The organism is Aurantimonas marina, assembly GCF_017183135.1.
Lineage (GTDB): Bacteria > Pseudomonadota > Alphaproteobacteria > Rhizobiales > Rhizobiaceae > Aurantimonas > Aurantimonas marina.
The window spans coordinates 21,223-34,486 of sequence record NZ_JADDXW010000009.1 but is presented as its reverse complement, the minus strand read 5'-3'; the positions used below and the strand labels follow the sequence as shown (position 1 = coordinate 34,486).

General features: G+C 63.9%; 11 protein-coding genes. 2 read left to right on the top strand and 9 right to left on the bottom strand.

Annotated elements, in window-relative coordinates; translation table 11 throughout:
• Window positions 1–141 precede the first annotated feature (141 nt).
• Window positions 142–2,448, top strand: a complete 2,307-nt coding sequence (locus ING15_RS11650) for an NADP-dependent malic enzyme (RefSeq protein WP_206454994.1) — start codon at window positions 142–144, stop codon at window positions 2,446–2,448.
• Window positions 2,449–2,475: 27 nt separating this feature from the next.
• Here ING15_RS11650 and gltX read toward each other — a convergent pair whose 3' ends face one another.
• From gltX to ING15_RS11630, 4 genes are all read right to left on the bottom strand, one after another.
• Window positions 2,476–3,849 (bottom strand): glutamate--tRNA ligase, encoded by a 1,374-nt coding sequence (gltX, locus tag ING15_RS11645; RefSeq protein WP_206454993.1) that lies wholly within the window; start codon window positions 3,847–3,849, stop codon window positions 2,476–2,478.
• Window positions 3,846–5,087, bottom strand: coding sequence for an MFS transporter (locus tag ING15_RS11640; protein WP_206454992.1), 1,242 nt, complete (start codon window positions 5,085–5,087; stop codon window positions 3,846–3,848). Before ING15_RS11640 ends, gltX begins: the two co-directional genes overlap by 4 nt.
• 91 nt (window positions 5,088–5,178) lie before the next feature.
• The gene (locus ING15_RS11635) at window positions 5,179–5,478 is read right to left on the bottom strand and encodes a hypothetical protein (protein WP_206454991.1); all 300 of its coding nucleotides are present in this window, start codon (window positions 5,476–5,478) and stop codon (window positions 5,179–5,181) included.
• Between the two features lies 1 nt (window position 5,479).
• Window positions 5,480–7,153 (bottom strand): NAD+ synthase, encoded by a 1,674-nt coding sequence (locus ING15_RS11630; protein WP_206454990.1) that lies wholly within the window; start codon window positions 7,151–7,153, stop codon window positions 5,480–5,482.
• A gap of 273 nt (window positions 7,154–7,426) precedes the next feature.
• Between ING15_RS11630 and ING15_RS11625 the strand changes: the two genes are divergently transcribed.
• Window positions 7,427–8,071, top strand: coding sequence for a DedA family protein (locus ING15_RS11625; RefSeq protein WP_206454989.1), 645 nt, complete (start codon window positions 7,427–7,429; stop codon window positions 8,069–8,071).
• A gap of 169 nt (window positions 8,072–8,240) precedes the next feature.
• Here the strand turns inward: ING15_RS11625 and ING15_RS11620 are convergent, their stop codons facing one another.
• From ING15_RS11620 to gor, 5 genes are all read right to left on the bottom strand, one after another.
• The gene (locus tag ING15_RS11620; RefSeq protein ID WP_206454988.1) at window positions 8,241–9,038 is read right to left on the bottom strand and encodes a DODA-type extradiol aromatic ring-opening family dioxygenase; all 798 of its coding nucleotides are present in this window, start codon (window positions 9,036–9,038) and stop codon (window positions 8,241–8,243) included.
• A gap of 96 nt (window positions 9,039–9,134) precedes the next feature.
• Window positions 9,135–9,566: a GFA family protein gene (locus ING15_RS11615; protein WP_206454987.1), complete on the bottom strand. Its 432-nt coding sequence runs from the start codon at window positions 9,564–9,566 to the stop codon at window positions 9,135–9,137.
• 36 nt (window positions 9,567–9,602) lie between these two features.
• The gene (locus tag ING15_RS11610; protein ID WP_206454986.1) at window positions 9,603–10,982 is read right to left on the bottom strand and encodes a class II 3-deoxy-7-phosphoheptulonate synthase; all 1,380 of its coding nucleotides are present in this window, start codon (window positions 10,980–10,982) and stop codon (window positions 9,603–9,605) included.
• Between the two features lie 157 nt (window positions 10,983–11,139).
• Window positions 11,140–11,775: a gamma-glutamylcyclotransferase family protein gene (locus ING15_RS11605; RefSeq protein WP_206454985.1), complete on the bottom strand. Its 636-nt coding sequence runs from the start codon at window positions 11,773–11,775 to the stop codon at window positions 11,140–11,142.
• A gap of 30 nt (window positions 11,776–11,805) precedes the next feature.
• On the bottom strand, window positions 11,806–13,206 hold the full coding sequence (gor, locus tag ING15_RS11600) for a glutathione-disulfide reductase (protein ID WP_206454984.1): 1,401 nt from the start codon (window positions 13,204–13,206) through the stop codon (window positions 11,806–11,808).
• Window positions 13,207–13,264: the final 58 nt, after the last annotated feature.

Below are 13,264 nucleotides of genomic sequence, written 5' to 3'. Positions count from 1 at the left end.
CGCCCGAAAGCTCTGTCTGTGCGCACGGCCAGCCGCCGCCGGCTGGTTGCGGGGCGCGGGCGATCGGGTAGAACAAGCATCGGTCGGGCAAGGTCGGGATCGTGCCGGGGACCATCCGGCGGCTGTTAGGGAGAGAAGATCATGTCCGAAACCGAATCCGGCGCCGAGCGGGCGGCGACCGGCGATCTCGACGAACAGGCGCTGTTCTATCACCGCTATCCCAAGCCCGGGAAACTGGCGATCCAGGCGACCAAGCCACTCGGCAACCAGCGCGATCTGGCATTGGCCTATTCCCCGGGTGTCGCCGCACCCTGCCTGGAAATTGAGCGCGATCCCTCGCTTGCCGCCATCTACTCCGGCCGCGCCAACCTTGTCGCCGTGCTCTCCAACGGCACCGCCGTGCTCGGTCTCGGCGATATCGGCCCCCTCGCCTCCAAGCCAGTAATGGAGGGCAAGGCGGTTCTGTTCAAGAAGTTCGCCGACATCGACGTCTTCGACATCGAAATCGACGCCAGGGAAATCGAGCATATCTGCGATGTCGTCGCCGCGTTGGAGCCGACCTTCGGCGGCATCAATCTGGAAGACATCAAGTCGCCAGAGTGCTTCGAGGTCGAGGCACAGCTGCGCGAGCGCATGGCGATCCCTGTCTTTCACGACGACCAGCACGGCACGGCGATCATCGTCGCCGCCGCGATCCGCAACGGCTTGATGCTCGCAGGCAAGACACTGGAGGATGCGAAAATCGTCACGTCGGGCGCCGGTGCCGCGGCGATCGCCTGCCTCAACCTGTTGGTCGAACTCGGCGCCAGGCGCGAGAACATCACCTGCACCGATATCGAGGGGGTCGTCTATGAGGGACGCGAAATGCGCATGGACCGGTGGATGGCGGTCTACGCCAGGAAGACCGACAAGCGCACGCTGGAGGAGGTCATCGAGGGCGCCGACGTCTTCCTCGGTCTTTCGGCCGGCGGCGTGCTCAAATCGGACTACCTGAAGACGATGGCCGCCAAACCGATGATCATGGCGCTGGCCAATCCGACGCCGGAGATCATGCCAGACCTTGCCAGAGAGATCCGGCCCGACGCGATGATCTGCACCGGGCGGTCGGATTTCCCCAATCAGGTCAACAACGTTCTCTGCTTTCCTTATATCTTCCGCGGCGCGCTCGACTGTGGCGCGACCGCCATCACCGAAGGCATGAAGACCGCCGCCGTCGACGCCATCGCGGCGCTGGCGCGCGAGGAAGTTTCGGAAGTCGCGGCCAAGGCCTACGGCTCCGAGACGCCGGTGTTCGGACCCGACTATCTGATCCCGGCGCCCTTCGACCCTCGGCTGATCCTGAAGATCGCTCCGGCCGTCGCCAGGGCGGCAGAGGTCGACGGCGTCGCCACGCGGCCCATCGTCGACATGCCGGCCTATGTCGACCGGCTGAACCGCTTCGTCTTTCGCTCTGGCCTGATCATGAAGCCGATCTTCCGGATCGCCAGGGAGTCGGGCAAGCGGGTGATCTTTTCCGACGGCGAGGACGAGCGGGTGCTGCGGGCCGCGCAGGTTCTGCTCGAGGAAAAGCTCTGCGCCCCAATCCTGATCGGACGACCAGGTGTGATCGCGTCACGCCTCGAGCGCTACGGGCTACGCATCAGGCCCGACGAGGACTTCGAGGTGGTCAACCCGGAAGACGATCCGCGCTACCGCGACTATGTCGACCATTATTTCGGCACGGTCGGTCGCAAGGGCGTCAACCCGGATAGCGCCCGCACCATCGTGCGCACCAATACGACCGTGATCGGCGCGATCGCCGTCTCACGCAGTGAGGCCGATGCGCTGATCTGCGGCCTCGAGGGCCGGTTTCCACACCATGTCCGCGACATCAGCCAAGTTCTCGGCGTCACAGACGGCGTCAGGAAGTTCGCGGCGCTGAGCATCCTCATCTCCCAGATGGGCACGAAGTTCTTTGTCGACACCTATGTCCAGCGCGATCCGTCAGCGGAGGATTTGGCGGAGATGACGATGCTCGCGGCGGCCGAAATCCGGCGCTTCGGCATCGATCCAAAAGGGGCTCTCGTCTCCCATTCCAACTTCGGCTCGGACGACACGGAGTCGACGCGGAAAATGCGCGAAGCCGTTGCGATCTTGCGGCGGCTGGCACCGGACATCGAGGTCGACGGCGAAATGCACGGCGACGCGGCGCTCAGCGAGGCGACGCGTCAGCGCATCATGCCCGACTCGACCCTGAAAGGCGAAGCCAACCTCCTGATCTTCCCCAGTCTCGACGCGGCGAACATCACCCTCAACGTCGTGAAGACGATGACCGATTCGCTGCATGTCGGGCCGATCCTGCTCGGCGCCGCCTCGCCCGCCCACGTCCTGACGCCATCCGTCACCTCGCGCGGTATCGTCAACATGGCGGCGATCGCCACGGCCGAGGCCGTGCAGCGCGGCGGCTGAGAGCCGAAGACGCGACGAAAGGGCTGATCAGGAGAGCCGGGCGACGGCCTTCTCGCGGCCAATAAGTGGCAGCAGCGCGGCCAGTTCCGGCCCATGGTCCAGACCGGTGAGTGCCAGCCGCAACGGCATGAACAGCGGCTTGCCCTTGCGCCCTGTCGCCTGTTTCAGCCGCCCCGTCCATTCGCGCCAGGTCTCGGAGCCGAAGTCGCCCTCCGGCAAAAGCTCGGACGCGGCTTCGACGAAGACCCGGTCCTCGCCGGACAGGGCCGGCTTGTCCGCCAAATCGCCGAAGACGACGCGCGCCCACTCGGCAGCATCGGCCAGCTTCGCGCAATTGCCGCGCACGGCCTGCCAGAACATGTCGCCCCGATCGCCCGGCACGCCCATGGCCGCGAGCCGGTCGGCGACCACCGCGTAAGACAGCGCATGGACGATCTCGCCATTCAGCCGGTCGAGTTCGGCGGGATCGAATTTCGAGGCGGACGGCGAGACGTCCTCGAAACGCAGTCGTTTGGCCAAGGCGGCGAGATCCGGCATCGCCTCGATCGAACCGGACAGCCCGACCAGAACCGCCAGCGAGGCGACGGCCATCGGCTCGTAGCCGGACTCACGCAATGACTTGAGCGACAAGGCGCCGGTGCGTTTCGATAGCCCCTCGCCGCCGATCGCGGTCAAAAGATTGTGGTGACCGAAGACCGGCGCATCGAGGCCCAATGCACGGAAGATGGCGATCTGGACGCCGGTGTTGGTGACGTGATCGTCACCGCGAATGACATGGGTGACACCCGTTTCGCCGTCATCGACGATCGAGGGAAGCGTATAGAGATAGCTGCCGTCGGCGCGCATCAGGACGGGATCGGACAACGAGCCGAGGTCGACGGTCTGCGGGCCGCGAATGAGATCGTCCCAGTGGATGTCGGTGCGCTGCGGCGCGTGCGGGTCGGATGTGAAGTTCGGCAGCAGGAACCGCCAGTGCGGACGACGCCCCTCCGCCTCGACGACCTGCTTCTCCGCGTCGGACAGTCGCAACGCCTCGCGGCCGTAGACCGGCGGCAGATTGCGCGCGGCCAGCCGCTTGCGCTTGCGGTCGAGTTCGTCCGGGGTCTCATAGCAGGGATAGAGAAGCCCGGCCTGCTTCAGCCGCTCGGCCGCGGCGGCATAGTGATCGAGCCGTTCCGACTGCCGGATCACGGCATGCGGCGCGATCCCGATCCAGGCGAGATCGGTCTCGATCATGTCGGCGAATTCGGGGCGCGACCGCTCCCTGTCGGTGTCGTCGAAACGCAGGGCGAAACGGCCGCCCTGGTTCATCGCGAACAGCCAGTTGAACAGCGCCGTGCGCAGATTGCCGATGTGAAGATGCCCGGTGGGCGACGGGGCGAAACGAACGGTGACGGTCATGGCTCTGCCCTACTGAACCGGGACGCCGCTGGCAATCGGCGAAGCCGGCGGGAGACGCCAGTCAGAACCAGCGTGATCGCGGCACAAAAGACCGCCATGAGATTGATCATGAGCGGATAGGGAACGCCGAGATCCATCAGGATGCCGCTCAGCCCCGGCCCGAGGGCACTGCCGAAAACCATGACCGCCAGAACCAGCGAGCGGACCGCGCCGAGATGGCGCACACCATAGATTTCGGGCCACAAAGCGCCGAAGAGCGTCGCCGCGAAGCCCTGCGATACCCCGAGAAACATCATGAAGACGAAGATCGAGGCCTCGGCGGTGAAATTGGCGGCGACCAGGGTGGCGAAGGTCATCGGGATCAAAAAGAACGGCAGCAGCCGCACCGCCGAATAGCGGTCGATCAGCCAACCGCAGACGAGCGCGAACACCACCGTCGTCGCCGACATCACCGCGAAGCCTGAGGCGAACAACTCCAGCGGCCAACCGCGCAATTCGGTCAGATAGACCTGGTGGAAGAACAGCGTCGTGCCGATGAAGGACGGCGCCACGACGCCCATCGCGAGAAGATAGAAGGTCGGGCTCCGAAGAACCTCCGCGACAGTCCAGTCGGGTACATCCGATTGCGGCGCGCCTGCCGGCTCCAGCGAATGCGGGTCGCGCTCACGATTGGTCAGCAGCGTGGTAGCGGGCAGCGCCACGAGCAGCAAGACGATCGCGCTTGCCACCCATGCGCCCCGCCAACCGACCATTCCCGCGATGATCACGAAGAGAAGCGGCAACAGCGCTTCGCCGGCCTGGAAACCGGGCGTGACGAGCGAGATCGCCCGGCCGCGATTGGCCACGAACCAGCGACCGGTGGCGGTGAAGGCCGTCTGGCTCATCATGCCCTGCCCGAACAGGCGCAACAGGTAGATCGAAAGAATGAGAAACGGTACAGACGTCGACCACGACAGCACAAGGGTCGCAGCGGCGAGGCTGGCGATCGTCCCGGCGGCGACGAGCGAGGTGCGAAACCTGTCCAGCACCCGGCCGAGAAACGGCAGCGTCGCCGCGCTGGCGAGTGTCGCCACCATGTAGATCAGGCCGAATTCGCCGTTGGTCAGGTCGAACTCGCGGCGGATCTCACCATTCGACAGCGCTATGAAGAACGTCTGGCCGAAGGACGAGAAGAAGCAGAGCAGGAAACCGCCGCCGAGCCAGCGCCCATTGCGACCGATGAACGAGAGAAAGGTCATGGACGATCCGAACGGCGTGGGCGGGGCGGCCCCTGCCGCAACGATCCCTTCACCTGCCATATCACTGTTCCAGGGGCTAACTCCAAGCGGATCAGACAGCCAAGCCGACGGGAGAGCCAGTCCCCAACAGCCAGCCGAACAGCAACAGCCCGACCGCGATGAGCACGACACCGAAAACGAGCTGCCGCGCGGCGTAGCGCCGCTCGGGTTCCAGCTCCGCGCCAAACGCATGGCGCTTCATCGCCCGAAAATGATCGCCGAACTGGAAGCTCGGCCGGTGCCCGGCGACTTTCCAGATTCGCCGCATCGCCAGGAAATAGCGCAGCAGAAACAGCGCGCCGACCGCAAGCGTGGCGGTCGCGACGGTGTCGAGCGGCGGGATCTCGAACATCTCACGCACCATCGCGGAATCGGTTGGTGATCGGATAGCGCCGGTCGCGGCCGAAATTCTTGCGCGTCACCTTCACCCCCGGCGCCGATTGCCGGCGCTTGTATTCGGCGATGTAGAGCAATCGCTCGATGTGGCGAACGGTGTCCCGGTCGAAGCCGCGCTCGACCAGCTCGTCGACGCCGCCATCATGCTCGACGAGATGCTGAAGGATCGCATCGAGGACATCGTAGGGCGGCAGCGAATCCTCGTCCTTCTGATCCTCGCGTAGTTCCGCCGAGGGCGGCTTATCAATGATCCGCTCGGGAATCACGATGCCGTCCGGACCCAGACATTCTTTGGGCCGGTGCATGTTGCGCCAGCGCGCCAGGCGGAACACCTCGGTCTTGTAGAGATCCTTGATCGGATTGAAGCCGCCGTTCATGTCGCCATAGAGCGTCGCGTAGCCGACGCTCATCTCGCTCTTGTTGCCGGTGGTGACGACCATCGAGCCGAACTTATTAGAGATCGCCATCAGGATGGTCCCGCGCGTGCGGCTTTGGAGGTTTTCCTCGGTGATGTCGGCCGGCCGGCCGGCGAACATCTTTGCGAGCGCACTGGTAAAGCCTTCGACCGGCTCGGAGATCGGCACGATGTCGTAGCGAACGCCGAGCGCCTCGGCACAGGCCGCCGCATCCTCCAGGCTGGTCTCGGCCGTGTAGCGATAGGGCAGCATGACGCAATGGACGCGGCTCGCGCCCAACGCGTCGACGGCGAGCGCAGCGACGATCGCCGAATCAATGCCGCCGGACAGGCCCAGAACGACGGATTTGAAGCCGTTCTTGTCGACATAGTCGCGCAGGCCCAGCACGCATGCCCGCCATACCGCCTCGTCCGCGTCGGGCATCGCCGCCGTCACGCCGTTCTGGCAAGCCCAACCCTCGGCTCTTCTTCGCCATTCGGTGAGGTAGACGCCGGATTCCAGCCGTGGCAACTGGAAGGCCAAGCTTCGGTTGCCATTGAAGGCAAAGGAGCCACCGTCGAAGACGAGCTCGTCCTGCCCGCCAACCTGGTTGGCGTAAACCAGCGGAAGGTCGGTCTCGATCACCTGGCGCAACGCCACCTGGTGCCGAACGTCCATCTTGCCGCGATAAAACGGCGAACCATTCGGAACGAGCAGGATCTCGGCGCCCGATTCGGCCAGTGTCTCGCCGACGTCAAGGTCACCCCAGATATCCTCGCAGACCGGAATGCCAAGCCTGAGGCCACGAAAATTCACCGGTCCCGGCATCTCGCCGGCCTGGAACACGCGCTTTTCGTCGAACTCACCGTAGTTCGGCAAATCCACCTTGGAGCGCCAAGTGACGACACGGCCCTGATCGAGGACGGCCACGGCGTTGAACAGCCCTTCCCCGGTGCGCAGCGGACAACCGATCACCATGCCGGGGCCGCCATCCGCCGTGTCTCTCGCCAGAGCCTCGATCGCCTCCATGCACGCCTCGATGAAGGCCGGCTTGAGGACGAGATCCTCGGGCGGATAACCAGCGATGAAGAGCTCTGTAAAGAGGATCAAGTCGGAGCCCTTGGCCGCCGCCTCTGCCCTGGCATTGCGGGCCATCGCGAGATTGCCCGACACATCGCCAACGGTGGGGTTCAACTGGGCGATGGCCAGCTTCAAATGGTCGTCGATAGCTTTCACGGCCTTGCCCGGCTCCCCTGTGACAAATCATCATGCAAACGGACGGATGGCATTTCCGAAACCGTTAACTGGCCTCATAACAAGCCGCGCTCGACGGCGCGAGCCCGTTCGCACGAGGCAACATGAGGAGGAAATGGCCCGCGGGCGACGCCGGTCGTTGCGAATTTCCACTTTTTTGCGCCTCAAAACTCTGCGACAAGCGCGCCACGTCGAACTGCGACGGGATGGTCGATCGCGCTTGCGGCCGTCACCATCCGGACGCGCGGAGCCGCTGTGTACGAAATCCTGAGCCTCATCGGACAGTTCGGACCGATCATCGTCCTGGCCGGAACCTTCTTCGAGGGCGAGGTCTTCGCGATCATCGGCGGCTTTCTGGCCTATCGCGGATCCTATCCGTTCGAGATGATGATCGCCCTGGCCTTCGCCGGCTCCTTCGTCGGCGATCTCTCAGTCTTCCTGTTCGCACGCTTTTCATCGAATCACCGTTGGGTGGCGCGGTGGCGCAGCCGGCGGAAATTCGCCAAGGCGCTCGAACTGGTCGAGCGCTACCAGGCCTATTTCGTCATCGTGAACCGGTATATCTACGGCCTACGAATGCCAGGTCTCATCGCCCTCGGCCTGTCGCGGATCTCGATCACGCGCTTCGTCCTGCTCAACCTGTTCGGCGCGGCACTCTGGGCCGGCATCTTCACGACGGTCGGCTATGTCTTCGGCTATTCGATTGGTTCGGTCTTCGCCCATCTCCAGGTGATGGAGCGTGGCGTCGGAATCCTGCTGATCGTCATCGCGGTGGCGCTTGCCGGCTGGTTCGCATGGCGCCAGTGGGGTCCGGTTTTCATGCGGCGTGCGCGGAACCGGCGCGGTGAGCGCTTGGCGCCCGGCTCGAAGCGTCACCCCACCGATCCCGACCTGCGATAATCGGAACCGCTCATCGCGGTTTGGCTCGACGCTTTCAATCCGCTCAAATTTCGATCGCAGCCTCTCCACGGTCGAGAATCAGAGGAATGATCAGATCCTCCTCGTCGGGGGGATGCCGCGGCGGGCGATCCACAAGTGCCCGCCGGCTTCGGCGGTGCGGCGAAGCCCCTCAGGCGAAGGCGAATGCCTCCATGGAGAGGACGCCGAAATCGCGGCTGCCGTGCAGCTTCCTCGCCGTCGCATCCGCTCCCACTGCGCCCATCGCCACGTATAGCGGCATCAGATGTTCGTCGGTGGGATGGTTCTCAACGGCAAAGGGCGCCCTCGCCCGGTAATCCGTCAGCGCCTCGCGGTCTCCGGCCAGGAGATGTTCGCTCATCCAGTCGGCGAAATCGGCAACCCAGGCCGGCGTTTCAGCCGGACGCTCGCCTTGCTGCATCCGCCCGAACGCCTCGCGCAGATTGTGGGTAAATGAGCCCGAACCGATGATCAGGATGTCGTCATCGCGGAGCGGCTTCAATGCCGCGCCGAGCGCGAGGTGATGCGCGGGTCCTTGCGTCGGATCGACCGAGACCTGCACGACAGGGATATCCGCATCCGGATAGGCGAGGATCAGCGGCACCCAGGTGCCGTGGTCGAAGCCGCGTCCGATCGCGATCTCCGCCGCAAAGCCGTCATCCGTCAGTGCCTTTACGATGCGACCGGCGAGCGCCGGATCGCCCGGCGCCGGATAGCGCATCTCGTAGAGGCGCCGATCGAAACCGCCGAAATCGTGGATCGTCTCCGGCCGTTCGCCGCCTGACACGAGGATCTTGTTTTCCGCTTCGAAATGCGCGCTGGCGACGACGATTGCCTTGGGGCGCGGCAGGTCCGCGGCCAGACTGCGCAGAAACTGCGTGGCTTCGGTCTCGGCAATCGCGATATCGGGGGATCCGTGGGAAATGAAGAGGCTGGGAAAAGACGTCATCACGGCAACTCCGTTGATCACCGTGAAGCTAACGCCGAGCCGGCATCAAAGTCAGCCACCTGAAAGCCGACGCAGCGTTTACCGTTCGCGGTTCCCTCACCTACTCTTGGAGCCGACCGCCGTTCGGCCATCACGTTCGGCAAACTGCTCGAGCCCGTCACCGATGTCGTAGAAATCGGCCTTGCTGGCGGTGAAGATATGATGCGACGGGACGAGGCCGCTCGGCTGGTCGAACGCGCCGGCCAGGATCGAGGTCCGGTCGAGACCGTTGTGCTTCCAAAACAGCAGCGTACCGCAGGTGGAACAAAAGCCGCGCCGCGCGTCAGGCGACGACCGGTACCAGGCGAGCGTATCGCCGGTGACCGACAGATGGTCGTCGGCGACACTTGTCGCGGCATAATGCAGCCCGGATTGCCGGCGGCATTGATCGCAATGACAGAAGATGACCGGTCTGACCGATCCCCGGGTCTCGAACCGCACGCCGCCGCAGAGACAGCGTCCGGTACGAATGGTCTCACCCGTCTGCATTGGCCATCAACCTGAGCTCCAGTCTCCGGCTGCGCTTTAGAAATTCGCCGCCTGCTTTGGCGCGTTCGCGGCCTGATCCTTCTTGAGAAGCTCTGCGACCAGGAAAGCGAGTTCTAGCGCCTGATTGGCGTTGAGCCGCGGGTCGCAATGGGTGTGGTAGCGATCCGACAGATCCTCGGCGAGCACGGGCCGCGCACCGCCGGTGCACTCGGTCACGTCCTTGCCGGTCATTTCGATATGGATGCCGCCGGCATGGGTTCCCTCGGCCCGGTGAACGTCGAAGAATCCCTGCACCTCGGCGAGAATCCGGTCGAACGGCCGCGTCTTGTAATGGTTGAGCGTGATGGTGTTGCCATGCATCGGATCGCACGACCAGACCACCTTGCGTCCCTCTTTCTCGACCGCGCGGATCAGCTTCGGCAGATGCGCCTCGACCTTTTCGTGGCCGAAGCGCGTGATCAGCGTCAGCCGGCCCGCCTTGTTCTCCGGATTCAGCTTGTCGATCAGCCGCAGCAACCCATCGGCTTCCATCGAGGGGCCGCATTTCAGGCCGATCGGGTTCTTGATGCCGCGGCAGAATTCGACATGCGCATGATCTTCCTGGCGCGTGCGGTCGCCGATCCAGATCATGTGGCCGGAGGTGGCGTACCAGTCGCCGGAGGTAGAATCGACGCGCGTGAACGCCTCTTCATAGCCAAGCAACAGCGCTTCGTGGCTGGTGAAGAAATCGGTCTCGCGCAGCGAGGGATGGCTCTCCGCGTCGATGCCGATCGCGCGCATGAAGTTCATCGTCTCGGAAATGCGATCCGCGAGCTGGCGATAGCGTTCGGCCTCGGGGCTGTCGGCGACGAAGCCGAGCATCCACTGGTGGACATTGTCGAGATTGGCATAGCCGCCCTGCGCAAAGGCTCTGAGCAAGTTCATCGTCGCGGCCGACTGGCGGTAAGCCATCACCTGCCGCTCGGGGTTGGGGATGCGCGAGGCCTCGTCGAACTCAATGCCGTTGATGATGTCGCCGCGATAGGACGGAAGCGTCTTTCCGTCCTTGGTCTCGCTGCCGGAGGAACGCGGCTTGGCGAACTGGCCGCCGATACGTCCGATCTTCACCACCGGCTGCGATGCGGCAAAGGTCAGCACCACCGCCATCTGCAGGAAGGCACGGAAGAAATCGCGGATGTTATCGGCACCGTGTTCGGCGAAGCTCTCGGCACAGTCCCCGCCCTGCAGCAGGAAGGCCCGGCCCTCGGCAACCTCGCCGAGGGCGCGTGTCAGCTTGCGGGCTTCACCTGCAAAAACCAGCGGCGGAAAGCTCGCCAACCGCTTTTCGGTCTCGGCCAGCGCGTTCGGGTCCGGATAGTCCGGCACCTGCTCGATGGGCATTGAGCGCCAGCTCGATGGTGTCCAGTCCTTCGCCATAACCATATCTCCTGACCGGGCACTTCCCGATCGTCTCTTGTCTTGTCGTGATCCGAGATCCCGGTTGTCAGGCTCGCTCGCCCCAACACGCCGGCGGCGTTTAAACATTTCTACGCCGCTTTGTCATCCTTTGCATGGCGCCTGTCTCGCGGCGGCTTCAATCCAGATCGACGAACCGGGCGCCGCGATCGACCACCAGGCGGTCGAAAAGATCCGCCTCGTGCCGGTCCAGGCGAACAGCGCGCGGATAACGCGGCTCGGCCCGGTCACGCAAAACGGCTGTCTCGAAACCATGCGTCTCATCGACGAAACGCCGCAATCCGGCCGCACCGTAGAGCGTATGGAAGCCTTGCATCACCGCGTCGAGATAGCTCTGCAGGATAGCCGCCTGCATATCGCTGGCATCCGCCGCGCCGCGATGCGCCTCGTAGATGTAAAGCGGCACGCCGGTGACCGGCGGCGCCTCGATTTCAAGGCAGGCGAGATCGACGATGCGCCGACTGTAGCCCGCCTCGCGTTCGTCCACCGACGGCAGATGGTCGGCGAGATCATAGACCACTACGCCTTCGACCACGTGGGTGTCGGAAGGATGGACCGACAAGAGCGCCATCGCCGCGCTCGCTTCGCGCGGGAGCCAGAACCGCCGCCAGCCCTCGACCCGAGCGCGTCGAATGCCGAGAAACCTGGTGCGCAACGTGCGCCTGTTGACCAATGAGCCATAGCCGAAATAGGCGACGATACGCCCCTCGGCTGCGAGGCGCGCAAGGTCCGGATGATCTTCGTGTATGTCCATAGGAACGGCTCTATCGGTCCGCGCGGTGGATCAGGCGGCGACCTTTTCGCCCTTGCGGAACCGGTAATTCGGCTCGTACATGGTCACCAGTTCCTCGGCCGCCGTTGGATGCACAGCCATGGTCGCATCGAACTGAGCCTTCTTCACGCATGCCTTGATGGCGATGCCGATCAACTGCGCCATCTCGCCTGCTTCCGGCCCCAGAATGTGCGCCCCGACCACGGTGTCGTCGTCCGCGTCCACCACCAGCTTGATCAGCATCCGGTCGGGTCGGCCGGCCAGGATGTTCCGCATCGGCCGGAAGATCGTCTTATAGACGTCGAAATTCTCGAGGTTCTTTCGCGCCTCGTCTTCGGGCATGCCGACGGTCGCGATCTGCGGATGCGAAAAGACGGCGGTGGGAATGTTCACATAGTCCGGCTGAGTCGGATTGCCCTTGAAGACGGTTTCGATGAAGCACATCGCCTCATGGATCGCCACCGGCGTCAGCGGAACCCGGTCGATCACGTCGCCGAGCGCGTAGATATTGTCGGCGCTGGTCTTCAGGTGCTCATCGACGAGGACGCAGCCTTTTCTGTCCATTTGGACGCCGGCCTTGTCGAGGCCGATCTTCTCCGTATTCGGCAAGCGTCCCAGAGCCAGCATGATCTGGTCGCCCTCCCAGAAGGACCCATCCGACAAGGCTGCGCGAAGCCCGCCGCCGTCCTTGCGTTCCACCTTTTCGAAGACCGTCTTGGTGATGATCTTGATGCCCTTGTTCTCGAGCTCGGCGTGCAACAGGCGGCGCACATCCATGTCGAAGTGCTGCAGAATCTCCAAGCCGCGATAAAGGACTGTCACATCGACGCCGAGGGCGTTGAATATGCATGCGAACTCGATCGCGATATAACCGCCGCCGGCAATGATGATCTTCTTCGGCAGTTCGGCGAGGTCGAAGGCCGCGTCCGAGGTGACGCAGAGTTCGTGTCCTTCCAGCGCCCCATGCGGATTCGGATAGCCGCCGACCGCGATCAAGACCTTGTCGGCCGTGACCGTGCGATCCGCATTGACCAGGCGGATCGTGTGGGCATCGTCGAAAACAGCGATGTCGCGGAAAATGTCGACGCCGGCTTTCTCCAGATTGGCCCCGTAAATGCCGTTGAGACGGCGGACCTCGGCATCGCGATTGCGCTTCAGCACGTCCCAGTCGAACGTCGTCTCCCCGACCGTCCAACCATAGCCGGCGGCGTCCTCGAAATGTTCGGCGTATTCGCCGGCATAGACCATCAGCTTCTTCGGCACGCAGCCGCGATTGACGCAGGTTCCGCCGAGATCGTCATATTCGGCGACGGCTACCCGACGCCCCATCTGGGCGGCAAGGCGCGCGGCGCGGACGCCGCCCGAGCCACCGCCAATGACGAAGAGGTCGTAGTCATATGATGTCTGAGTCACGCATGGATTCCGTCTGTTGCGAGCATTGCGGGGTCGAACGTCACCAGCCGGCGCGGGA

Bases quoted from the DNA above. Each gene is read 5' to 3' on its own strand.
- gltX (WP_206454993.1), bottom strand. From the start codon at position 3,849: ATGACCGTCACCGTTCGTTTCGCCCCGTCGCCCACCGGGCATCTTCAC.
- ING15_RS11615 (WP_206454987.1), bottom strand. From the start codon at position 9,566: ATGCAGACGGGTGAGACCATTCGTACCGGACGCTGTCTCTGCGGCGGC.
- ING15_RS11640 (WP_206454992.1), bottom strand. From the start codon at position 5,087: ATGACCTTTCTCTCGTTCATCGGTCGCAATGGGCGCTGGCTCGGCGGC.
- ING15_RS11620 (WP_206454988.1), bottom strand. From the start codon at position 9,038: ATGACGTCTTTTCCCAGCCTCTTCATTTCCCACGGATCCCCCGATATC.
- ING15_RS11635 (WP_206454991.1), bottom strand. From the start codon at position 5,478: ATGTTCGAGATCCCGCCGCTCGACACCGTCGCGACCGCCACGCTTGCG.
- ING15_RS11605 (WP_206454985.1), bottom strand. From the start codon at position 11,775: ATGGACATACACGAAGATCATCCGGACCTTGCGCGCCTCGCAGCCGAG.
- ING15_RS11610 (WP_206454986.1), bottom strand. From the start codon at position 10,982: ATGGCGAAGGACTGGACACCATCGAGCTGGCGCTCAATGCCCATCGAG.
- ING15_RS11650 (WP_206454994.1), top strand. From the start codon at position 142: ATGTCCGAAACCGAATCCGGCGCCGAGCGGGCGGCGACCGGCGATCTC.